Annotated in this window: 20 protein-coding genes; 5 read left to right on the plus strand and 15 right to left on the minus strand. The window is 45.4% G+C overall.

Annotated features, from left to right (window positions below; all coding sequences use genetic code 11):
* Positions 1–240: 240 nt before the first annotated feature.
* Positions 241–2,706 carry an acyl-CoA dehydrogenase FadE gene (gene fadE / locus BCU34_RS10000; RefSeq protein ID WP_102432043.1) on the plus strand — a complete coding sequence of 822 codons (2,466 nt, stop codon included), beginning with the start codon at positions 241–243 and terminating at the stop codon, positions 2,704–2,706.
* A gap of 130 nt (positions 2,707–2,836) precedes the next feature.
* Here the strand turns inward: fadE and BCU34_RS10005 are convergent, their stop codons facing one another.
* Together BCU34_RS10005 and dnaQ are read right to left on the minus strand one after the other, a co-directional pair.
* Complete coding sequence (locus BCU34_RS10005; protein ID WP_102479012.1) at positions 2,837–4,084, minus strand: TIGR03503 family protein; 1,248 nt, start codon at positions 4,082–4,084, stop codon at positions 2,837–2,839.
* Positions 4,085–4,093: 9 nt separating this feature from the next.
* Positions 4,094–4,861, minus strand: a complete 768-nt coding sequence (gene dnaQ, locus BCU34_RS10010; RefSeq protein WP_017060722.1) for a DNA polymerase III subunit epsilon — start codon at positions 4,859–4,861, stop codon at positions 4,094–4,096.
* Between the two features lie 56 nt (positions 4,862–4,917).
* Between dnaQ and rnhA the strand changes: the two genes are divergently transcribed.
* Positions 4,918–5,382: a ribonuclease HI gene (gene rnhA / locus BCU34_RS10015; RefSeq protein WP_048661234.1), complete on the plus strand. Its 465-nt coding sequence runs from the start codon at positions 4,918–4,920 to the stop codon at positions 5,380–5,382.
* Positions 5,383–5,501: 119 nt separating this feature from the next.
* Here rnhA and BCU34_RS10020 read toward each other — a convergent pair whose 3' ends face one another.
* Complete coding sequence (locus BCU34_RS10020; RefSeq protein WP_048661233.1) at positions 5,502–6,284, minus strand: class I SAM-dependent methyltransferase; 783 nt, start codon at positions 6,282–6,284, stop codon at positions 5,502–5,504.
* 53 nt (positions 6,285–6,337) lie between these two features.
* On the opposite strand from BCU34_RS10020, the gene gloB reads away from it, so the two are divergent.
* The 3 genes from gloB to BCU34_RS10035 all read left to right on the plus strand — a co-directional run bounded on the left by gloB (position 6,338) and on the right by BCU34_RS10035 (position 9,424).
* Positions 6,338–7,096 (plus strand): hydroxyacylglutathione hydrolase, encoded by a 759-nt coding sequence (gene gloB, locus BCU34_RS10025; protein ID WP_102479013.1) that lies wholly within the window; start codon positions 6,338–6,340, stop codon positions 7,094–7,096.
* A gap of 70 nt (positions 7,097–7,166) precedes the next feature.
* The gene (locus tag BCU34_RS10030; protein WP_102432045.1) at positions 7,167–8,741 is read left to right on the plus strand and encodes a LysM peptidoglycan-binding domain-containing protein; all 1,575 of its coding nucleotides are present in this window, start codon (positions 7,167–7,169) and stop codon (positions 8,739–8,741) included.
* Positions 8,738–9,424 (plus strand): YIP1 family protein, encoded by a 687-nt coding sequence (locus BCU34_RS10035; RefSeq protein ID WP_048661230.1) that lies wholly within the window; start codon positions 8,738–8,740, stop codon positions 9,422–9,424. The genes BCU34_RS10030 and BCU34_RS10035 overlap by 4 nt, the downstream gene beginning before the upstream one ends.
* Positions 9,425–9,458: 34 nt before the next feature.
* Here the strand turns inward: BCU34_RS10035 and BCU34_RS10040 are convergent, their stop codons facing one another.
* The 12 genes from BCU34_RS10040 to BCU34_RS10095 all read right to left on the minus strand — a co-directional run bounded on the left by BCU34_RS10040 (position 9,459) and on the right by BCU34_RS10095 (position 22,162).
* Positions 9,459–10,301, minus strand: a complete 843-nt coding sequence (locus BCU34_RS10040; protein ID WP_102432046.1) for an endonuclease/exonuclease/phosphatase family protein — start codon at positions 10,299–10,301, stop codon at positions 9,459–9,461.
* Between the two features lie 61 nt (positions 10,302–10,362).
* Positions 10,363–10,701 carry a nitrogen regulatory protein P-II gene (glnB, locus tag BCU34_RS10045; protein ID WP_040987526.1) on the minus strand — a complete coding sequence of 113 codons (339 nt, stop codon included), beginning with the start codon at positions 10,699–10,701 and terminating at the stop codon, positions 10,363–10,365.
* Between the two features lie 130 nt (positions 10,702–10,831).
* Positions 10,832–11,143 carry a c-type cytochrome gene (locus BCU34_RS10050; RefSeq protein WP_048661228.1) on the minus strand — a complete coding sequence of 104 codons (312 nt, stop codon included), beginning with the start codon at positions 11,141–11,143 and terminating at the stop codon, positions 10,832–10,834.
* Between the two features lie 58 nt (positions 11,144–11,201).
* The gene (gene tilS, locus BCU34_RS10055) at positions 11,202–12,539 is read right to left on the minus strand and encodes a tRNA lysidine(34) synthetase TilS (protein WP_102479640.1); all 1,338 of its coding nucleotides are present in this window, start codon (positions 12,537–12,539) and stop codon (positions 11,202–11,204) included.
* Positions 12,540–12,665: 126 nt separating this feature from the next.
* Positions 12,666–13,625, minus strand: coding sequence for an acetyl-CoA carboxylase carboxyl transferase subunit alpha (accA, locus tag BCU34_RS10060; RefSeq protein WP_017060731.1), 960 nt, complete (start codon positions 13,623–13,625; stop codon positions 12,666–12,668).
* A gap of 45 nt (positions 13,626–13,670) precedes the next feature.
* Entirely contained in the window at positions 13,671–17,150 is a 3,480-nt protein-coding gene (gene dnaE / locus BCU34_RS10065; RefSeq protein ID WP_102432048.1) for a DNA polymerase III subunit alpha, read from the minus strand.
* Between the two features lie 143 nt (positions 17,151–17,293).
* Entirely contained in the window at positions 17,294–17,914 is a 621-nt protein-coding gene (gene rnhB, locus BCU34_RS10070; protein ID WP_048606660.1) for a ribonuclease HII, read from the minus strand.
* Between the two features lie 48 nt (positions 17,915–17,962).
* Positions 17,963–19,159, minus strand: coding sequence for a lipid-A-disaccharide synthase (gene lpxB / locus BCU34_RS10075; protein ID WP_102479642.1), 1,197 nt, complete (start codon positions 19,157–19,159; stop codon positions 17,963–17,965).
* Between the two features lie 129 nt (positions 19,160–19,288).
* Positions 19,289–20,077, minus strand: coding sequence for an acyl-ACP--UDP-N-acetylglucosamine O-acyltransferase (gene lpxA / locus BCU34_RS10080; protein ID WP_048606664.1), 789 nt, complete (start codon positions 20,075–20,077; stop codon positions 19,289–19,291).
* A 1-nt stretch (position 20,078) separates the two neighbouring features.
* On the minus strand, positions 20,079–20,531 hold the full coding sequence (gene fabZ / locus BCU34_RS10085; RefSeq protein ID WP_048661224.1) for a 3-hydroxyacyl-ACP dehydratase FabZ: 453 nt from the start codon (positions 20,529–20,531) through the stop codon (positions 20,079–20,081).
* 93 nt (positions 20,532–20,624) lie between these two features.
* On the minus strand, positions 20,625–21,656 hold the full coding sequence (gene lpxD, locus BCU34_RS10090) for a UDP-3-O-(3-hydroxymyristoyl)glucosamine N-acyltransferase (RefSeq protein ID WP_048661223.1): 1,032 nt from the start codon (positions 21,654–21,656) through the stop codon (positions 20,625–20,627).
* 5 nt (positions 21,657–21,661) lie between these two features.
* Positions 21,662–22,162, minus strand: a complete 501-nt coding sequence (locus BCU34_RS10095; protein ID WP_017056311.1) for an OmpH family outer membrane protein — start codon at positions 22,160–22,162, stop codon at positions 21,662–21,664.
* Between the last annotated feature and the right edge of the window lie 17 nt (positions 22,163–22,179).

A 22,179-nucleotide genomic window follows, 5' to 3' on the forward strand; every position in this document is an offset into this window, starting at 1 on the left:
CAAACATGAAATAGTGTCGACACTTAAGCCCAAAGATTGCCACCTTAATTAGAGTCTCGCTGCCGATCCGTCCAAATATTCGCCACCAACCTCTCACAATTAGAACTTTAACTCTATTGAGATCACTTTTTATTCACTTTGGAGTTTTACAAATATTTAATATTTTGTTTACACTTGACTGGTTAGACCTCTTACCTAAAACTTAATAACAATAAGTGATCTCTGAAAAGGAAATCGATCATGAACATATTGCTCTCCCTACTCGGCATGACAGCCATCTTAGGCGTCTGTCTTTACCATAGAGTTAGTCTGGTACGTGCATTAGTTGTATTAACTGGCGCAATGGTAGCATTAACACTGTTCGGCGGCGTGGCAGTCACTGGTTGGCTTTGTTACTTGTTAGCCGTTGCGATCTTTGCTGTGCCAGCCATTCGTCAAACTCTCATCAGCCAAAAAGCGCTTTCTGTATTTAAGAAAGTACTACCGGCAATGTCTCAAACAGAAAAAGAAGCACTGGAAGCCGGCACCGTTTGGTGGGAAGCAGAGTTGTTCAAAGGCAAGCCTGAATGGAAAAAGCTACAAAACATCGCTGATCCAAAACTGTCAGGCGCAGAACAAGCGTTCCTAGACGGCCCGGTAAACACGGTGTGTGAAATGGTCAATGATTACCAAGTCACCCATGAGCTTGCAGATTTGCCACCAGAAGTATGGCAATACCTGAAAGACCATAAATTCTTCGCCATGATCATCAAGAAAAAATACGGCGGTTTAGAATTCTCGGCTTACGCTCAGTCTTTGGTTCTTCAGAAGCTAACCGGCGTTTCTAGCGTATTGTCATCAACGGTTGGCGTACCTAACTCATTAGGCCCTGGTGAGTTATTACAACACTACGGTACAGAAGAACAAAGAAATCATTACCTGCCGCGCCTAGCAGAAGGTAAAGAGATCCCTTGTTTTGCCCTGACGAGCCCAGAAGCTGGCTCTGATGCAGGTTCAATCCCAGATTACGGTGTGGTATGTAAAGGCGAATGGCAAGGTGAAGAAGTATTGGGCATGCGCCTAACTTGGAACAAGCGTTACATCACCCTAGCACCTGTCGCGACGGTATTAGGCTTGGCCTTTAAACTGCGTGACCCTGATGGTCTGCTTGGTGACCAAAAAGATCTAGGCATCACTTGTGCGCTTATCCCAACGGATTTAAAAGGCGTAGAAATTGGCAATCGCCACTTCCCGCTGAATGTGCCGTTCCAGAACGGTCCGACGCAAGGCGACGATATCTTTGTGCCTATCGACTTCATCATTGGTGGCCAGAAAATGGCAGGTCAAGGCTGGCGTATGCTGGTTGAGTGTCTGTCGGTTGGTCGTGGTATCACACTGCCTTCAAACTCAACGGGTGGTATTAAGTCTGCTGCATTAGCAACGGGCGCTTATGCTCGTATTCGTCGTCAATTCAAACAACCGATTGGCCGCATGGAAGGGGTTGAAGAGCCACTTGCACGCCTAGCGGGTAACGCTTATGTGATGGATGCGGCAAGTAATCTAACCGTTGCAGGTATCGATCTTGGCGAAAAACCTTCGGTTATCTCAGCAATCGTTAAGTACCACTGTACACACCGTGGTCAGCGCAGCATCATCGATGCTATGGATATTGTTGGCGGTAAAGGTATTTGCTTAGGTCCATCGAACTTCCTAGCTCGTGGCTACCAAGGTTCGCCTATCGCGATTACGGTTGAAGGCGCAAACATCCTGACTCGTTCAATGATCATCTATGGTCAAGGTGCGATTCGCTGTCACCCTTACGTACTTAACGAAATGGAAGCGGCTTATTCTGAAAGCAGTGATGCTCTAGATAAGTTTGATTCGGCGTTAGCAGGACACGTTAGCTTTACTATGAGTAACCTAGTCCGCAGCTTGTGGTTTGGTTTAACCGATGGCCGTGGTTCAGATGCGCCAACACCTTCAAATAAAACCGATAAACAGACACAACGTTACTACCAACAGCTAAACCGCTACAGTGCAAACCTAGCGCTACTGTCTGATATCTCAATGGCAGTTCTAGGTGGCTCACTGAAGCGTAGAGAACGTTTATCAGCAAGATTGGGGGACATCCTGAGTCAACTTTACCTCGGCTCAGCAACGCTGAAACGCTTTGAAAGCGAAGGCAGCCACGCTGAAGATCTACCGTTAGTACATTGGGGTATGCAAGATAGCTTACGCCAAACTGAAGTGGCGATTGATGAGTTCTTAGCGAACTTCCCTAACCCTGTGATTGGTCGTCTGCTTCGTGTTGTGCTAATGCCATTTGGCCGTATCCGTCGTGCACCAAACGACAAGCTGGATAGCAAAGTCGCGCACATTCTACAAACACCAAGTGAAACACGCTCTCGTATCGGTCGTGGCCAATACCTAGAAGCAACGGAATACAACCCAGTAGGTAAGATTGAAAAAGCGCTAGAAGTGATTCTTCAAGCTGAACCTCTGTTCGACAAAGTCTGCAAAGAGACGCATCAAAAACGTGCCTTCTTACGACTTGATCTTGTTGCTCAGTTGGGACTTGAAAAAGGTATCTTAACGCAAGACGAAGCAAATCTTCTGATTAGCGCTGAGGAACACAGACTGTACACGATTAACGTTGATGACTTCTCACCAGAGGAGCTTGCAGCAAAGTCTCAGTACCCAGACCAATCGATTGATAACGTCGCTTAAGGTCAAAAATAGAAACAAAAACGGGACTCCTATGAGTCCCGTTTTTTTGTTCATGACATCGTTGTCAAAAATTCTAATGCTTTATCTCTGGCGGCTTATTCTCTCCAGACAACCTAATCATCTAAGCGAGTTACTTAGGCGCTTTAAGCTGCATCTCAGGTAACGCTTTTTTCTTCGCCTTGACCTTACGAACCACAAACCAAATCAATAAGCCCAATAGAATAGCGACCACATTACCCACCGCAATAATGATCATACTGCGCTGTCTGTCATCTTCACGTTTTTGAAGGATCATCAACTCTGTTGCGATACGCTTCTGTTCAGCAAGTGCTTCTTCTTGAAGGCGTCGTGACTCTGCTAAGTCGATATCTTCAACAACGCTGTACGACTGCTCAGTAATTGGAAAGATAAGCGGGCGCTGACTTGAAGCATCAGTGGCATAAACCATCCCTGACCAATTATAAATCCCTAAATCGCCATTATAAGGCAGCTCTAAAGCGACTTTCATTGCGTCGACTTCAGCTTGCCCCTGCTTGTAAATAACATATTCATCAGGAGCCTTGTGCTCAACATGAACCGCCAAAGAGCTCGGTGCGATCATCCCCTGTTCACCAGACACCACAATAGTATGAGGTAAACCCTCTTTTCGAGACTGAATAAAGGTGGTAGTGAGCGGTGTTGGGTAAACCAAGACTTCTTGCTCTTGCGCTCGCAGGAACACACCATTACCAGAGGTAATTCGCGCTCGGTATTTACCGGGCTCGATATCAATTGGTAAGGATACTGTGAATACGCCGTCTCCCGCTTTTTCATCAAGATCAACACCATCATCAGCAAACTCGCCCATCACAACCGGAACCGGGCGAGCTTCTCTCACTAAAGACTCTTCGTTTTCAACAAACTTAGTAAAGGTAACCTTAAGCTTCACGCGCTCGAGAAAATCACGCAGCACAAGCGGCTTGCCATCAGAGGTGAGACGGGCGGTAAATTTAATGCGCTCAGTCTGATACAACTTGTCGGGAAACTCATTAGCATCCAAAACAAGATGAGACAGGAGCTTGATGTTGTTCTTAGGGGAAACTTTACCTATCGCTTGCCAAGGGCCAGGCATCGGATTGTCGATAGATATAATGTCCATGGACGACTCTTCGTACCAACGGACATTATCAGCATTGCGCCAAGAGTAGTATTTCTTGCCATCAGGACGAACCAAAACGACAGGTTTAGAGTTATCGGCTCGATAAATCACAAAGGTGACTTGTTCAATACTGGAATCAACTCGAAAACGGTTGTCCAATAAACTCATTACGGATTCTGTTGCCGCATGCAAGCTAAAGCTTAACAGCAATAAACAACCGGTAGCCAATACCCTTAACATACTCTCTCCCTACTGACGCCAGAGGCAGCTTCCGCTTTTCTCGACGAGATCTAAACGACTTTGATGCGCTTCTACTTCATCGGCCGTAGCTCGTAAAACCTTTAGGGATTTTCGACCACTTTCTACTCTTCGTATGCTTTCGGCTTCGCCTTCCTGTTGACCAGCGTTAAATTGCAGCGAAGTTTGGCCACCCGTCATCAATAAGTAGACGTCGGCTAGGATCTCCGCATCGAGTAATGCGCCGTGGAGAGTACGGTGCGAGTTATCAATACCATAACGGTCACATAAGATATCTAGGTTGTTTCTTTTACCTGGGAATATCTTCTTCGCCATCGCCAAGGTATCGGTAACTTTACAGTAGTCATCCGTTTTACCTATCGCTGGATTAAGCTTCTCAAACTCATAGTCCATAAAGCCGGTATCGAAGGGCGCGTTATGAGCCACCAGCTCTGCACCTTTTATAAAGTCGAGAAACTCTTTATGTATGTCTTGATATTCAGGCTTATCAATCAAGAACTCATCGGTAATACCGTGAACGCCAATCGCCTCTTCTTGAATCGCACGATCAGGTTTTATGTAGACGTGAAAATGACGCCCGGTCAACCTACGGTTGATGATCTCTACTGCACCAATTTCAACGATGCGGTGACCCATGTAATGAGGGCCACCTTCTGTATTCATACCGGTGGTTTCGGTATCGAGTACAACAATGCGCTTATTTTCGTTCGAACTGTTTTTTTCGTTCGTGCTTTGTTCTGGAGTGCTACTGGTATTCATAAGGATAACTGTGTCAGACTATGCCGATAATGTGCTTGAGGTAATAGTATCAAATCATGACGAAACAAGTTGAAATTTTCACTGATGGTTCTTGTTTAGGCAACCCTGGTCCTGGCGGCTATGGCATCGTACTTCGCTACAAAAAAGTCGAGAAGACGCTAGCAGAAGGTTTCACGCTAACAACCAATAACCGTATGGAAATGCTCGCCGCTGTCGTTGCTCTCCAAGCCCTCAAAGAGCCTTGTTCTGTGATTCTGACCACAGATAGCCAATACGTGCGTCAAGGCATCACACAGTGGATTCACAACTGGAAAAAGCGTGACTGGAAAACAGCCGACAAGAAACCGGTTAAAAATGCCGATCTGTGGCAAAGGCTTGATAAAGAAACCGCTCGCCATAGCGTTGATTGGCGCTGGGTAAAAGGACACGCAGGACACAGAGAAAACGAAATGTGTGATGATTTAGCAAGAAACGCAGCGGAAAATCCGACTAAAGAAGATACGGGCTATCAGCCAAGTTAATCGTCTTTTAGAATTAGACGTACATTTCAGAAAATGATTTATTGTTCCTGAAACTGATTGATAACGCCTTAAATTAATTGATAATTTCTTAACCGAACTAGTAGATAAAAAGCCGACAACTAGTCGGCTTTTTCTGTTTTTAGCGGATATGACGCTTTGGCGGAATCCATTGTACGACGCGTATTGGTTCTAAAACTTGCTCCAACAGGTGAGAAACGTCGCTTAAGGTGCCAATGTGGCTTGATAGGTTTAAGCGGGTAAGTACGTTTACGTGCAACAATAAAGTATTGGCTTCCGGCGAAGGATGCACATCCACCTAAGCTGTTCTCCAACCACGTCCACATCGCTTGATACTTACTCATCGGAAACAGCGCGTAGGTGTCACAATGAATCACTTCATAATTAAGTACCCCTAACCAATCTTTTATTCGGTTAGGCGTGTACATGCGCCCACTCCAAGGCAAACTGTTCTTTCGCCAAGGCATCAAACTGGCAAGCCCAGTGACACTAATCGGGTTAAAGCCAGTGATAATGATATAGCCATCGTCCATCATGACTCGATCAACTTCTCTCAATAAGCGATGTGGGTCATTGCTATAATCTAACTGATGACTCAACACCACAACATCAAAGCTTTTCTCCAAAAAGGGCAAATTATAGCCATCCGCTATCACATTATGTAATGGGTTCTGGATATCTAGGTTTACTTGATGTTGAATGTTGCATGTGCAGCTAGAAATCTCACTACTGAGGCCGCCGAGCTTGAGCATATGGTAACCAAATAGCTTTGGGCACCACTCATCGAGTCGAGTTTGAATAGATTCTCTCAACCAGTCCCCATTGTGCAATTGCGCCCAAGTATAAGGACGTTCAAACTTCTTTCTGCTACGTGCTGGCTTCATCAATAATCTGTCTCACTTATTCTGTCGCACTAAAAGTGACTGGAGAACCAATAATGTTACATATCAAAAGCATACCTGCATTTAACGACAATTACATCTGGCTGATTGAAAATAGCGATCGCCGTTGTGCTGTCGTCGACCCCGGTGATGCGGCTCCAGTATTAGAGTACTTAGCACACCATGAGCTAACTTTAGATGCAATCTTGATTACGCACCACCACCACGATCACATTGGTGGCGTTCCAGAACTAGTTAGACAATTTCCCGGCGTTGATGTCGTGGGTCCAAGGAATGAACCAATCCCCACCTTAACTCACCCAGTCGATGATGGTGACCAATTAGAACTGTTTGACGAAGTATTCCTCGTCCTAGGGCTCAGTGGCCACACCGCGGGTCATATTGGTTATGTAGGTGATGCAAAACTGTTTTGTGGTGATGTGCTGTTCTCTGCGGGTTGCGGCCGAATCATGGAAGGCACACCACAACAGATGTTCGATGCACTGAATAAGATCACGGCGCTACCTCAAGAAACCGAAGTTTATTGTGCGCATGAATACACTGCCGCAAACATCGCTTTCGCATTAGCGGTTGAACCTGACAACCAACATTTGCAGCAATATCGCGACCAAGTGAACCGACTTCGCGCGCAAAATAAGTCGACCATCCCCACAAATTTGAAACAAGAGAAGTTTGTGAACCCCTTCTTGCGCTATACCGAGCCAAGTGTAGTGAAATCAGTGTCTAATCGCACCGAGCAGACCGACCCTTTATCGGTATTCACCGCTTTACGTGCGTGGAAGAACGAATTTTAACAAATACAGACTTGTCACTCATAGGGGGTGGCAAGTATTATCATCGGCCGTTAATTAAAAAGGCTGTAACATGCGAGTTAAGTACAGCTGGGCTTTGGTATTACTACTTTCTGGTTGCCAATTAACTCAGTCAGAGAATCCAGACCAAGCTTCCGAGCAAACCAACACATCTCCTACTAAAGAAGTTTCTCAAGCGAACGTTTCATCAGAAGCCACAGCCAAAGAAGATCAAAAAGTTGAAGCACCTGTCGTAACTCCACAAACACAACAAGATGTTTGGAAACGCATTGCGATGCAACTTGAAATGGAAGTACCAGACCAAAAGAAGGTCGACTACTACCGAACTTGGTACCTCAAGCACCCGAGTCATCTAAAAACCGTATCAAAACGTGCTGAACCTTTCCTGTATCTGATCACCACTAAGATTGAAGAAAAAGGCTTACCACTAGAGCTGGCCCTATTGCCCGTTGTAGAAAGTTCTTTCGATGCGTTTGCCTATTCTCATGGCAGTGCTGCAGGTCTATGGCAATTCATTTCAGGCACAGGCAAAGACTACGGGCTTGAACAGAACTTTTGGTATGACGGCCGCCGTGATGTTGCCGCCTCTACCGACGCCGCATTGGATTTCTTATCAGACCTTAACCGACGTTTCGATGGCGACTGGAACCATGCGATTGCTGCCTATAACAGTGGCGGTGGTCGAGTAAACAGCGCAATCCGTAAGAACAAGAAGTTGGGTAAACCAATCGACTTCTTCTCTCTCGATTTACCAAAAGAGACCAGCAGCTATGTACCTAAACTGCTTGCTCTAGCTGATGTCATTGCCAATCAAGAAAAGTATGGCATCGATATCCCTGCGATCCCGAACAAGCCAGTGCTGACTCTGGTTAACCCTGAAGAACAGCTTGATCTAGCGATTGCTGCGAACTACGCAGGCATTCCAGTTAAAGAGCTGCAAGGCTACAACCCTGCTTACAACCAGTGGGCAACGGCACCAGAGAAACACCAACAGCTATTACTTCCTCTAGACTCAGTTGAAAAATTCAACAAAGAAGTCGCTGCCAATAAAGGCAAAGGCATGAAGTTGGTGCGTTACAAAGTTCAATCTGGTGACAGCATTAGCGTGCTAGCAAGCAAATACAACACCACCAGTAAAGTGATTCGCTCTGCAAACGGTTTGAGCAACAACAATATTCGTATTGGACAGCACCTGCTAATCCCAACATCAACTAAAGATGACAAGACATACGCACTAAGCGCTTCAAACCGCCTAGCAAGCACCCAGTCGAAGAGTCGTGGTCAATATAAGCTCAGCCATACAGTAAAAAGTGGTGACAGCCTATGGACGATTGCACGCGCAAATAAGGTATCTCACCAATCACTGGCTAAGTGGAACGGTATGGGACCACGCGACACGCTGAGAGTTGGTCAAGAACTGGTCATTTGGAAGAATGGTTCAGACGGCGCCGTCATCCGCACGATCTTCTATAACGTAAGATCTGGTGACACAGTCAGCGGTATTGCATCAAAGTTCAAAGTAAAAAGTACAGATGTTGTAAAATGGAACGCTTTGCAGAACAAGAAATACCTACAGCCAGGACAAAAACTCAAGCTGTATGTTGATGTAACTAAGGTAAGTGTATGAACCCGTCAAGTAACCCACTCGTCATGCTGTTGGATATATTCCGTTCACCAACAGCGTGTTTCTTAGCGCTTTATCAGCGAAGTGCTTGGGGATGGCAACCCTACGTCGTATTAATGCTCAGCCCATTTTTGTTTTGGGGTGCTTATTTTTCGAATGTCGATTTTGCATGGTTAAGTGCAGAGCTATCACAGCAATTGGCTCAAACTAACCCTGACCAATTGGCGTTACTTGACAGCAACACCCTACTCGCAAGTGAAATCATCAACGACGTATTTAGCCGAACGCTAACCATCGTTTTGTTGGCATTCTGGTTTAACCTAGCAACAAAGCCAAGCCAACATCAACATAGCTTTTGGCGATGGTTTGCAGCGGCATCCGTTATCATCTTCCCTGCAGTTTTAGGCGACATTGCGAGCTACGCAAGCCTGATACTCAAGCATGGGCATGTGATGAACTACGCCGCTGATTTGAATAGCTTAAACGGCTTAATCAAGTTACCGCTAACCAATGATTGGTCGCAGTTTGCTAGCTCATTACCACTGTTGTTGCCTTGGTACATTGTGTTGGGTTATGCCGCTGTATTGACGTGGACTGAGTTTGAGCGTGGTCAGGCACTGGTCATCTCTGGCTTACCATGGGTCGGCTACTACCTAATCTGGGCGCTCTACATTTTAATCTTTTAAGTTAAAGATATAAGGCTAGCGAAAACTCTCTAGCCTATTTAGCCTTAAAAGTCACTCGCATAGGGTTATGATCAGAAGCGTCCGTAATGGGCGCTTTTGCTTTTTCTACCTCTAGCCCTCGATAGAACACATGATCGAGCACCAGTCCTGTAATGAACTGAGTTCTGTTGTCTGGGTCAAAGGCTACTTCCGTCAAACCTACCTGTTCCAATGCACCTTTCAAGACAGCAAAGCGGGCTTCACTCCAACTATTAAAATCCCCAGCAAAAATAACAGGCCCACGATACTTTTGCAGATTGTCAGTTAAGCTCTTGAGCTGAGCTTTGTAATCTTCCGTACCAAACGTAAAGTTCACAGCATGGATGTTAATCACGGCCAGTTGTTCGCCGTTACTAAGTTGGTAACGCGACCAAAGCGCGGATTTTGGTAATTGAAGCCAAGGTTCTTCATGAGTATAAGCACAAGCTTCGATAGGCAAATGCGTCGCTAGGTTAAGTACACCAGCACTTTGCTCAAAGGCTTCAAACGCATTAACACGAGTGCTTCCCCACTGGCCACTCGTTACCCATTGGCGAAGTTCTTCTGTCATACTCGCTTCTTGCAACAAGACTAAATCGCTACCAGCCGACAGCTTATTTAATTCACTCTGCCAATTACTTCGGTTTTGCTTGTAGATATTCCACACCGTAATGTCTAAGCCATCAGACACATCAATTGCTCTCGGCTCAGAATTTTGATAGCAACTGTAGATATCATTGCTGGTATTTTGAGAAGAGGTGATCAGGTTGGGTTTATTCGGGATCACGAAGATTAAATGAAAACTAACGACAGCAAGCGTTATCAATAGCGTGATAACAATGATGGTTTTCTTAAACATGCAACACCCTACCAGAGATGAAAAAGGAGCGATAAACGCTCCTTTTAGGGTAATAGTTTTTTTATATGGCGTCTTCGTCTTCTTCACCAGTACGAATACGTACCACACGTTCAACGTCAGTAATGAAGATCTTACCGTCGCCAATTTTGCCTGTTTGCGCCGTTTCGATAATGGTATCAACACATTGGTCAGCCACTTCGTCGGTCACAACAATTTCCAATTTCACTTTAGGTAAAAAGTCGACCATGTACTCTGCGCCGCGGTATAGCTCAGTATGACCTTTCTGACGTCCAAAGCCTTTCACTTCAGATACTGTCATACCCGTAATACCCACTTCTGCAAGTGCTTCACGTACATCATCAAGTTTGAATGGCTTGATAATGGCTTCAATCTTTTTCATGTTCATCCCTTAAACTGTGCGAATGGCTCATTATCGGTTAGCTATAGTAAACATTCAATGAAAAAAGCCAGAGCTTTAAAGCTCTGGCTCGAAATTTATCATCTTGTTTAATCAGCGCTTTAAGAAGGTTTTACTTAAGGCTTGCGTAGTAAGCGGCTAGATTAGCAATATCTGCATCATTCAGCATTGAAGCTTGAGCCTGCATTACAGCGGCCAAACCGCCGGTACGCTGGCCGTTCTTATATGCGTTAATTGATGAAGCGATGTATTGCTCGTTTTGACCTTTAAGGTTTGGGTAACCTGGGATCACTGCGATACCGTCAGCACCATGACATGCTGCACAGATTGCTGCTTTAGCTTGACCCGCAGCAACATCACCCGCCAGAGCGTTACCACTCAATAGTCCAAATCCAAGAACTAATCCTAGTGTAATTTTCTTCATTGTATATTCCATTAATTATTTTTATTAAAGTGACGTCGAATTGTGACACAAACTTTTTCTACTTGCTCCAAAGCGCTTCACAATCTTGACCTTCGTAGTTTTTATCTACGAATAAGCCTAAAACAGCGATCACTCGATCGCCATCCATTAATATCGGCGTTCTGCGTCTCAACCAACTGGGGACTTGATACTCTTGAAACAGCTTCTTAAGCTTTCTGCTATGACCGCGCCCAACAGGGTGAGCCGACAACCCTTCAGGATTAAGGATAACTCGCAGTGTTCCGTTTACTTTGGGCAAGCTAAAACTTTGCACATAACTGTTACTAGGTAAGTTATCAGTCGCTGCAGCATTAAAATAAAGTTCCCCCAAGCCATCAGGCAGAACTAAGCTATCTCCCATCGATATATTGCTTTGCCAGCTCGACAAATCTTTGGTCTCTTTTACGACATAAAGCTGATGATTAAAACGTCTAATCTCAACCTCATTCAACACGAGCTTAGGATTGGCGTCTGCCTGAGCACATGCCACCTCATCCCATATGAGTTTGAGCTGCTTTTGACTCGGCATTGCTTGATTACAATGACTCAACCACATTCTTAACAGTCGTGCTCGTAACAAGTCTGAGTGTTGAGATAACGCCTCAGTGCTTAAGCTCTGACTATCTCCCAAAGCTTGCTGAAAGTGTGACTCAAGTAACTCATCGAGCAATAACTCTTGCTCCGCACAAAGCTGAGCACTACGACTGACCGACTCACGAAAGCTCGGCCAACGCTCAGTCAGCACCGGAGTCACTTGATGACGAATAAAGTTTCGGTCAAAACGCACATCCTGATTACTCTCATCTTCTACCCAAGTTAAGCCCATGCCGTAAGCAGCTGCTTCAATCTCGGTTCGAGTTACCGATAGCATAGGGCGAACAATATGAGCATCAACAAACGGCATCACTTTCGCCATTGAAGAGAGGCCTTTAGGCCCACTGCCACGCTTCAACGCTAACAAGAAAGTCTCTACTTGATCATCGAGGTGTTGACCTGTAACAAGCACATCCCCATATCGAATATGTTGTTTGAAGGCGTGATACCTAGCATCTCTAGCGAGTTTTTCTATGCTTTCTCCACTGTTAACATCCAACGACACTCGCTCAATAGCTAATGGAATAGACAAACCATCACACCATGTTTGGCATTGTTCTACCCAGAGGTCTGCATTTGTACTTAAGCCATGGTGCACATGAACCGCATGGCACTCAATGTCGTGCGCTTGGGCATATTGAGCGGATAACTCCAACAACACTCGTGAATCGACACCACCACTGAAAGCGACGACCAACCTACTACGAGGCTTAAGCGCGCTTTGATCAAGTACAGATGTGAAAGTATCAATTAAGTGTGTCATGAGGCTACTAAACCAAGAGGTCGTGTGTGAAAGGATAATGTTTTAATAATAAAAAAGGGTTGGCACTGAGTCCAACCCTTTCATCAACTTGTTACGTTAAGCAGACCTTATTACTAAGGTAACTTATCAGCAGTAGCCGTAGCTCATTAGACGCTGGTAACGACGCTCAAGAAGCGTTTCGTTATCAAACTGCTCTAGCTCTTCTAGCTGTTTAACTAGCATGTCTTTCATGTTCTGAGCGGTTTGTGCAGGGTCGCGGTGCGCGCCACCTAGAGGCTCAGGAATGATTTCGTCGATAAGCTCAAGCTCTTTAAGACGAGGAGCAATCAGGCCCATCGCTTCAGCTGCTTGTGGGGCTTTATCTGAATCACGCCATAGGATTGAAGCACAACCTTCTGGAGAGATTACTGAATACGTAGAGTACTGAAGCATGTTCACGTAGTCACCAACACCAATCGCTAGTGCACCACCAGAACCGCCTTCACCCACAACGTTACAGATAACTGGAACAGAAAGACCAGCCATAACCTTTAGGTTTTTCGCGATAGCTTCAGATTGACCACGCTCTTCAGCACCAACACCTGGGTATGCGCCCGCTGTGTCGATGAAAGTAATAATAGGCATGTTGAAACGCTCAGCGGTTTCCATTAGACGTAGCGCCTTACGGTAACCTTCTGGCTTTGGCATACCAAAGTTACGGATCACTTTCTCTTTAGTCTCGCGACCTTTCTGGTGACCAATAACCATAACAGGACGGCCATTTAGACGAGCCATACCACCCACAATAGCTTTGTCGTCAGCGTAAGCGCGATCGCCCGCCATCTCTTCAAACTCTGTGAATGCATGCTCCAGGTAATCTTTTGTGTAAGGACGTTGAGGGTGACGAGCAAGTTGAGCAACCTGCCATGCACCTAAGTCACTAAAGATTTTCTGTTTAAGCTCTAAGCTTTTTTTCTCTAGTTGTTCGATTTCTTTGTCTAGATCTACCGCTGTGTCACCACCATGACGCGAAACGTCACGTAGCGCTTCGATTTTTGCTTCAAGTTCAGCGATAGGCTTTTCAAATTCTAGAAAGTTCAGGCTCATCTATGAATCCTTGTTGATTCAGCTCCGTATTCGCGAAGCTAAATTTTAGTTAAATTCGAGTTCTACTTGGCTATTTCCAAGCAGCTGTTTTAATTCGTCTAGTAATGTATCACTTGGCGTCACACGCCATTCTGTGCCCAATGTTAACCGCGCTCTAGCGTCGGCACGCTGGTAGTATACATTGACTGGGACCGTTCCGGCTCTATAAGGTTCTAAGATTTGACTAAAGCGTTCAAAAAATTGACCGTTAATTTGGGATTGGTCGATAGATATCGACACCCCACGAGCATATTTCTCACGGGCGCTTCCTAAGTCCATGACCTCGCGCGCGGACATTTTAAGCCCGCCATTGAAATCATCAAAGCTGACCTGTCCGGAAACGACCACAATTTTGTCTTTTTCGAGCAACTCTGCGTAGCGATCGAGCGCATCAGAGAACAACATCACTTCCATTCGCCCAGATCGGTCATCAAGTGTCATCAAACCGATTCGTGTACCGCGCTTAGTGGTCATCACTCTCGCAGCAATCACCAAACCGGCAATCGTTAATGATTGGTCACGACGCGTTGGCGTGGCATCTTTCAAGCGACAGCTAGTGTATTTCGCTAACTCTTTGATGTAAGCGTTAACCGGGTGACCAGTTAGATACAAACCAAGCGTTTCGCGTTCGCCCTCAAGCCAAACCTTCTCAGGCCACTTAGGCACTTGGGTATACTTGTGTTCAACCTCTTCCGGAGCATCGGTCAACACGCCAAACATATCTGATTGTCCAAAGGACTCAGCGTGGTGATGTTGGCTTGCCGCTTTAACCGCATCCGGCAATGAAGCCATCATCGCTGCACGGTGAGGACCTAATCTATCTAAGGCACCGGATAGAATCAACTTTTCGATAACACGTTTGTTGACCTTCTTCAGATCAAGACGCGCACAGAAGTCGAATAAGTCTTTAAAGTAACCGCCCTTATTTCGTGCTTCGATAATCGCTTCAATAGGGCCTTCACCTACCCCTTTGATCGCGCCGATACCATAAACAATCGCGCCATCTTCATCCACGTTAAAGCGGTACAAGCCCGAGTTGATATCAGGTGGAAGCAGCTTGAGCTTCATACGGAAACACTCATCAACAAGGCCAATAACCTTCTCGGTGTTATCCATATCAGCCGTCATTACCGCAGCCATAAATTCCGCTGGGTAGTGCGTTTTCAACCACAGCGTTTGGTAAGAAACCAGTGCGTATGCCGCCGAGTGAGATTTGTTGAAGCCGTAGCCCGCAAATTTCTCTACCAAGTCAAAGATTTTCATGGCAAGTTCGCCATCAACACCGTTGGCTTCAGCACCCTCTTTAAAGGTACCACGCTGTTTCGCCATCTCTTCTGGCTTTTTCTTACCCATCGCACGACGCAACATATCCGCGCCGCCAAGCGTATAGCCTGCCAGAATCTGTGCGATCTGCATTACCTGTTCTTGATACAGGATGATGCCGTAGGTAGGTTCTAGTGTCTCTTTCAGTGATTCGTGTTGCCACGTTTCATCAGGGTAAGAAACCGCTTCACGGCCATGTTTACGGTCGATAAAGTTATCTACCATGCCTGATTGCAGAGGACCCGGACGGAACAGGGCTACCAATGCGATGATATCTTCAAAACAGTCGGGCTGTAGACGTTTGATCAGGTCTTTCATACCACGCGATTCCAGCTGGAATACCGCGGTGGTTTCAGAATTTTGTAATAGGTTAAACGACGCTTGGTCATCTAGAGGAATCGACTCGATACGAACTGGTTCTTTACCCTCTTTCTTCAAACGTGGGTTCACTAGGCCTAACGCCCAGTCGATGATGGTCAAGGTACGCAGACCCAAGAAGTCGAACTTAACCAAGCCAGCAGTTTCAACGTCATTCTTATCGAATTGCGTTACTGGGAAGTTACCTTCAGCATCGGCATAAATTGGCGCAAAGTCAGTGATCGTGGTTGGTGATATTACAACACCACCCGCGTGTTTACCGGCGTTTCGCGTACAACCTTCAAGGATGCGACACTTATCAATCAGTTCACGAACTTCTTCATCGCCATCGTAAAGCTCCGGCAGTGCCGGTTCAGCAAGGAAGGCTTTCTCAAGCGTCATACCCGGATCTGGCGGTACAAGCTTTGAAATTCGGTCGACGAAGCCAAACGGGTGACCCAATACACGGCCTACATCGCGGATTACCGCTTTTGCCGCCATAGTACCAAAAGTGATGATCTGAGATACCGCATCACGACCGTACATCTCAGCCACGTGATCAATAACTTGGTCACGTTTATCCATACAGAAGTCGATATCGAAATCGGGCATGGAGACACGTTCTGGGTTCAAGAAACGTTCGAAAAGGAGATCGTATTCAAGTGGATCGAGATCGGTGATATCCAAGGCGTAAGCTACTAGAGAGCCAGCACCAGAACCACGCCCTGGACCTACTGGCACATCGTTGTCTTTTGACCATTGGATGAACTCCATTACGATCAAGAAGTAGCCAGGGAAACCCATGTTATTGACAACTTCGAGCTCTATCTTAAGTCGCTCATCGTATTCAGGTCTGCGTTCAGCACGCACTTTTTCGTCAGGGAATAGGAACGCCAAACGTCGTTCAAGACCTTCTTCAGATTTCTTGATCAAGAAGTCTTCAATCGCCAAACCTTCCGTAGGGAAGTTAGGTAGGAAGTACTCACCTAGACGAACGGTCACGTTACAACGCTTGGCAATCTCAACACTGTTCTCTAGCGCTTCAGGGATATCTGAGAACAACTCACACATCTCTTCTTCACTGCGTAGATATTGCTGCGCGCTGTAGTTCTTAGGGCGACGAGGATCGACCATAGTGAAGCCGTCATGGATCGCCACACGGATTTCATGAGCATCAAACAGATCTTCAGTTAGAAAAACCACTTCGTTGGTTGCGACAACAGGCAGGTCTTCTTGCTCAGCCAGTTCCAACGCAAAGTGCAGGTAAGACTCTTCATCCGGTCGTCCGGTACGAATCAGTTCCAAGTAAAAACGATCGGCGAAGTACGTTTTGTAAAACTCGACGCTGCTTGCCACCAACTCACGGTTGCCTTTCAGTAACGCCTTACCAATCTCACCTTCTTTGGCACCCGATAGAATAATCAGGCCTTTGGCATTCTCAATCAACCACTCTTTATCGATAACAGGCTGATGCTGTACATGACCACGAAGGTAAGCTTTTGAGATAAGCAGCGTTAGGTTGTTATAACCTTTATTGTCCGTTGCAATGACGGTGAGCTTGGTTAGCTCGTCACCGAATTCCGGAGACTGCATCAAGAAGTCAGCACCAATAATTGGTTTAACCCCGCACCCATGAGCAGTACCGTAAAACTTCACCAAACCACACAGGTTGGTAAAGTCGGTAAGTGCTAGAGCAGGCATACCCATTTCAGCGACTTTTTTAACTAATGGCGGCACCTTAGAGAGGCCATCCACCATAGAAAAGTCACTGTGTACGCGTAGGTGAACAAATTTTGGATCTGACATTATTTTTCCTGAGTTCTAGACCGGAGCCTAGGATTACAACTGTGTGTATTCTATTTTTTTCTGACGCAAGTAAGCAACTTTATTCGATGCCCAGGTCTAGCTAACGTAAAGCTCTAGTTTAGATAGAGCTTAATCAATACGCTCTAATCTATGCCAAGGATACGTTTTACTGGCTTAAAGCTCTTACGGTAATGCTCGGTAACACCATGTTTTTCAATCGCTTCGAAATGCGCTTTGGTTGGGTAACCTTTGTGTTTCGCGAAACCAAACTCTGGATGCAACTTGTCGAGTTCTTCCATCTCTTGGTCACGAACCACTTTAGCGATAATAGACGCTGCACTTATCTCTGCTACTCGTAAATCGCCCTTTACAATAGCCAGACCGTCCATTGGCAGTTCAGGAACACGGTTACCATCGATCAGTGCCATGTCAGGCTGAACGCTCAACCCAGCGATAGCGCGCTGCATAGCGACCATAGTTGCCTGTAGAATATTCAGCTCATCAATTTCTTGTGGCGAACAGCGACCAACAGACCACGCCAAGGCTTTCTCCTTGATTTCAGGAAGCAGAGCAAGACGCTTTTTCTCAGACAGTTTTTTTGAATCGTTTAAGCCTTCGATTGGATTATTTGGATCTAGGATAACCGCAGCAGTCACCACATCGCCTACCAATGGCCCACGACCTACTTCATCCACACCAGCAAACAACTGGTAGCCTTGCGGATATTCAAATGGAGGAAGCTCTTTTTTCTCTTTTACTGCCATGACAATTCTCTTTGTAACTTATAAGTCAGTGCTTTCTGAAGCTGCACTTTATGATTCAACAAACTCTCGACCAATCAATTTCAGTACTGCGTTGGCGGCTTGCTTATCAGCATCTTTACGAATCCAGTGATGCATCTCGGTAAAACGTTCGATCAATGTACTGTTGTCGGCTGATAGCATTTTGTCGACAGATGGGAACAAGAAGTCTGGGTGGCATTCCTCAAGAATATGCTCTTTCACGATCTCTTCACCAGCCAAAATATTCGGCAGTGATACGAAATCAGTGATTGCTAGCTTCTTCACAATGTAGCCTGTCAGCTTATTTACTTTGTAGCCAACGACCATTGGACGCTTCAGTAACATACACTCAAGAGCCACTGTGCCGGAAGCCAGAAGCACAGAGTCAGCAGTGGTAATCACGTTGGTTGCCGTATCTTCGACTAACGTGAATTCAAGCTCAGGCGCTGTTGTTTGCCAGATTTCGGTAAACTGTTTTTTACGCTGTTCATTCACGAGCGCAACAACAAAATTGATGTCAGGGTATTTTTGCTTAATGCGCTGGCACGTTTCGATAAATGGTTGAGCGATCAACCCCATCTCACCACCTCGACTGCCCGGCAATACGGCTAACCACTGTTTGTCTTGGTCTAAGCCTAACAGCTCACGTGCATCTTGTTTACTTGGTTCTAAAGGAATTGCGTCTGCCAGCGTGTGGCCAACAAATTCACAGGCAACGTTGTATTTATCGTAAAACGCTTTCTCGAATGGCAGGAAGGCCAAAACCAAGTCGGTTGCTTTGTCGATTTTAAAGATACGCTTGGGACGCCAAGCCCACACTGAAGGGCTCACGTAATGGACCGTTTTAATGCCTGCGTTCTTAAGATCAAGTTCAAGTCTTAGGTTGAAATCAGGTGCATCGATACCAACAAACACATCTGGTGGGTTTTGAGTGAAATACTTAACCAACTCTGCTTTTACTTTTAGCAGACGAGGTAAACGGCCAAGTACTTCAACTAAGCCCATGACAGCTAGCTCTTCCATCTCGAAAAGAGACTCACAACCAAGCGCCTTCATTTTGGGTCCGCCAATACCGACGAATTCAGCATTCGGGTACTGTGATTTGATTGCTTTGATAAAACCTTCACCAAGCGTATCACCAGAGAGTTCTCCGACAACGATACCTACCCGCAGAGGTTCATTCGAAACAAAGTCCGTGCTGTTGGTTGCTGCTTCTTGCTGTGCCATAGTTTTCCAATTCCCTTCTTGCCTAAAACAAAAAAGATCGCCTAATGATTAGCGATCTTTTTGTTATACCAATCTGATTAAGTAATTATTGTCATACTTGCGCGGATTGGTACACAACCACATCCAGTATTAACGAATAATACCGCGCTCAGAATTCTCTAGCATTTCTAGCATAGGAGCCACCGAAGTAAACTCTTTCGCCATTTCAACTAAAGCCGCTTTCGCTTCTTCAAGTGTTTTACCTGAACGGTATAACTCTTTGTACGCTTTCTGTAGTGCACGAATTTCTGGTTTTTCAAAACCGTTACGCTTCAAGCCCACTAGGTTCAGACCGAATGGAGCAGCATGGTTACCCTGTGCAAGTACGTACGGAAGTACATCTTGAACAACAGCAGAACAGCCGCCAATGTATGCGTAAGCACCAATTGAGCAGAATGGGTGAATCGCAGACAGTGCCATAACACCAGCGTAGTCGCCAACCGTCACGTGTCCGCCAAGAATAGCGTTGTTACCAATGTGAGTATGGTTACCAACAATAACATCGTGCGCTACGTGAGCATTAACACAAAGTAGGTTGTCATCACCAATTACAGTGGTTGCTTTGTCTTGAACCGTACCACGGTGGATTTGAACCGCTTCACGGATCACGTTGCGATCACCGATCACAACTGTTGTCTCTTCACCACCGTATTTCTTGTCTTGGTTTTCTTCACCAATAACAGCATGAGGGAAGATACGGTTTTCTTTACCAATGGTTGTATGACCTTTGATCACAACATGCGACATCACTTCAGTGTCGTCACCAATTGTCACGTTACCAGCAATGTAAGTGAAAGGCCCAACTGTCACGTTAGCACCGATAGTTACATCACCTTCGATTACTGCTGCCGGGTGAATTTTCGCTGTTTCATGAATCATATTAAAACTCTCTACGAGCACATTTAAGTTCAGCTGAACATACAACGTCGCCGTCAACTTTCGCTACACCGTTAAACGATGCAATGCCACGACGCTCTTTTAAGAATTCAACTTCGATAACCAGTTGGTCACCAGGTACGACTGGCTTACGGAATTTTGCTTTATCAACACTTGCAAAGTAGTAAAGTTCGTTGCCAGAAGGCGCACCAAAAGATTTAAATGCTAGAAGGCCTGTTGCTTGTGCCATTGCTTCTAAGATCAACACGCCTGGGAATACAGGAAGCTGAGGGAAGTGGCCTGTGAACTGAGGTTCGTTAACAGAGACATTCTTAATTGCGGTCAGTGTTTTTTCTTTTTCAAAGCTAGTCACACGATCAACCATTAAGAATGGGTAGCGATGAGGTAATAGTTCCTGAATTTCAGTAATGTTCATCGTTGTCTGTTCAGTAGTCAAAGTCGTATTCCTATGTATATTCTTTATTTAATTAGAAGGATTATAAACGAAAAAGACTCGCTATACGCGAGCCTTTTATTAGAAATGCTGGAATTATGATTCCGCGCTCTTCTCGATAAGTTTTTCAACGGTTTTCAAACGCTTGTTCATTTCATCAATACGATGAACACGCGTTGCTGTTTTACGCCAATCTTTGTTTGGCTGTAAAGGAATACCCGAAGAGTACATGCCTTTCTCAGTGATGCTGCGCATTACCATCCCCATACCGGTGATTGTAACGCCGTCAATGATTTCAATGTGACCATTAATCACACAGCCACCACCAATAATACAGTACTTACCTATCGTCGTGCTGCCAGCTACAATAGTACCACCCGCAAGGGCTGAACCATATCCGATGTGAACATTGTGCGCAATTTGAAGTTGGTTATCTAAGATAACGTTATCTTCAATAATTGTGTCGTCTAATGCACCACGGTCGATGGTAGTACACGCGCCGATTTCTACGCGGTTACCGATACGAACTGAACCGACTTGTGGGATTTTAATCCACTCGCCTTTCTCGTTCGCATAACCAAAGCCATCAGAGCCGATAACCGTGCTTGATTGAATCAAACATGCTTCGCCAATCACAACTTCATGGTAAACACTTACGTTAGCCCATAGCTTAGTGCCAGAGCCAACTTTCGCGTTTTTACCAATAAAGCAACCAGCACCGATGATCACATCATCACCAAGTACCACACCAGACTCAATCACAGCATTTGCACCAATAGACACATTTTGTCCAATGGTCGCATCACTTGCAATCGAAGCTGAATCAGCAATAGCCGCAGCGGGTGCTGGAGTAGTATCAAGCGCTTGAGCAACTTTAGCAAAAGCAACGTAAGGGTCATTAACCACAATCACGTTCGTCTTACAAAGTTCACGCTCACTCTCTTTAACCATAATAGCGGATGCTTTACAGTCACCTAGGTGCTTGCTGTACTTTACGTTAGAAAGGAACGTAATGTTACCTTCTTGCGCTTTATCCATAGGAGCGACTGCTGAAACGGTAATAGTACCATCTCCGTGTAGCTCTCCCCCGGTAATCGTTGCCAATTCGGCTAAAGTTAGATTCTTCATAAAACTTATTTCAGTGCTTTAATTACTTTCTCAGAGATGTTGTATTCTGGCTTGCCGTATTGCAGAGCTTGAATATCAACGATCATATCGTAGCCTTCTTTCTCTGCAACTTTCGTTACAGCATCTTGAATCACTTTGAATAGCTTCTGCTTCTCTTGTGCTTCACGACGTTGGCTTGCTTTTTCTAGTGCTTGAGCTTTGATTTTGTACTTGCTGTCTAGTTGACCTACTTCGATACGTAGCTTTTCAACTTCGTCAGGACCTAGTAGCTCGCCATCACGCTTAAGCTTTTCAATCTTCGTTTTTGCTTCAGCTTGAATGCTCTGCAGCTCAGCTGCTTTGTCTTTGAACTCTTCCTGCATTTTTTGAAGAACAACTTCACGCTGAGGTAGAGCCTGGAATACTTGTGCAGTGTTTACATAACCCACTTTTTGCGCAGCTTCAGCAGCTGTTGCAAAGAAAGAAGAGCTAAGAACTACAAGGCCTAAACCTGCTGCTTTAATCATATTTTTCAAAATATTGT

It is taken from the genome of Vibrio sp. 10N.286.45.E10 (assembly GCF_002874195.2).
Lineage (GTDB): Bacteria > Pseudomonadota > Gammaproteobacteria > Enterobacterales > Vibrionaceae > Vibrio > Vibrio crassostreae.

Coding starts and splice junctions, on each gene's coding strand:
- lpxD (WP_048661223.1), bottom strand. CDS start 21,656: ATGAAGAATCTAACTTTAGCCGAATTGGCAACGATTACCGGGGGAGAG.
- BCU34_RS10095 (WP_017056311.1), bottom strand. CDS start 22,162: ATGATTAAAGCAGCAGGTTTAGGCCTTGTAGTTCTTAGCTCTTCTTTC.
- BCU34_RS10005 (WP_102479012.1), bottom strand. CDS start 4,084: ATGTTAAGGGTATTGGCTACCGGTTGTTTATTGCTGTTAAGCTTTAGC.
- BCU34_RS10050 (WP_048661228.1), bottom strand. CDS start 11,143: ATGAAGAAAATTACACTAGGATTAGTTCTTGGATTTGGACTATTGAGT.
- dnaQ (WP_017060722.1), bottom strand. CDS start 4,861: ATGAATACCAGTAGCACTCCAGAACAAAGCACGAACGAAAAAAACAGT.
- glnB (WP_040987526.1), bottom strand. CDS start 10,701: ATGAAAAAGATTGAAGCCATTATCAAGCCATTCAAACTTGATGATGTA.
- BCU34_RS10030 (WP_102432045.1), top strand. CDS start 7,167: ATGCGAGTTAAGTACAGCTGGGCTTTGGTATTACTACTTTCTGGTTGC.
- BCU34_RS10040 (WP_102432046.1), bottom strand. CDS start 10,301: ATGTTTAAGAAAACCATCATTGTTATCACGCTATTGATAACGCTTGCT.
- dnaE (WP_102432048.1), bottom strand. CDS start 17,150: ATGTCAGATCCAAAATTTGTTCACCTACGCGTACACAGTGACTTTTCT.
- lpxA (WP_048606664.1), bottom strand. CDS start 20,077: ATGATTCATGAAACAGCGAAAATTCACCCGGCAGCAGTAATCGAAGGT.
- lpxB (WP_102479642.1), bottom strand. CDS start 19,159: ATGGCACAGCAAGAAGCAGCAACCAACAGCACGGACTTTGTTTCGAAT.
- fadE (WP_102432043.1), top strand. CDS start 241: ATGAACATATTGCTCTCCCTACTCGGCATGACAGCCATCTTAGGCGTC.
- BCU34_RS10035 (WP_048661230.1), top strand. CDS start 8,738: ATGAACCCGTCAAGTAACCCACTCGTCATGCTGTTGGATATATTCCGT.
- rnhB (WP_048606660.1), bottom strand. CDS start 17,914: ATGGCAGTAAAAGAGAAAAAAGAGCTTCCTCCATTTGAATATCCGCAA.
- accA (WP_017060731.1), bottom strand. CDS start 13,625: ATGAGCCTGAACTTTCTAGAATTTGAAAAGCCTATCGCTGAACTTGAA.
- BCU34_RS10020 (WP_048661233.1), bottom strand. CDS start 6,284: ATGAAGCCAGCACGTAGCAGAAAGAAGTTTGAACGTCCTTATACTTGG.
- rnhA (WP_048661234.1), top strand. CDS start 4,918: ATGACGAAACAAGTTGAAATTTTCACTGATGGTTCTTGTTTAGGCAAC.
- gloB (WP_102479013.1), top strand. CDS start 6,338: ATGTTACATATCAAAAGCATACCTGCATTTAACGACAATTACATCTGG.
- tilS (WP_102479640.1), bottom strand. CDS start 12,539: ATGACACACTTAATTGATACTTTCACATCTGTACTTGATCAAAGCGCG.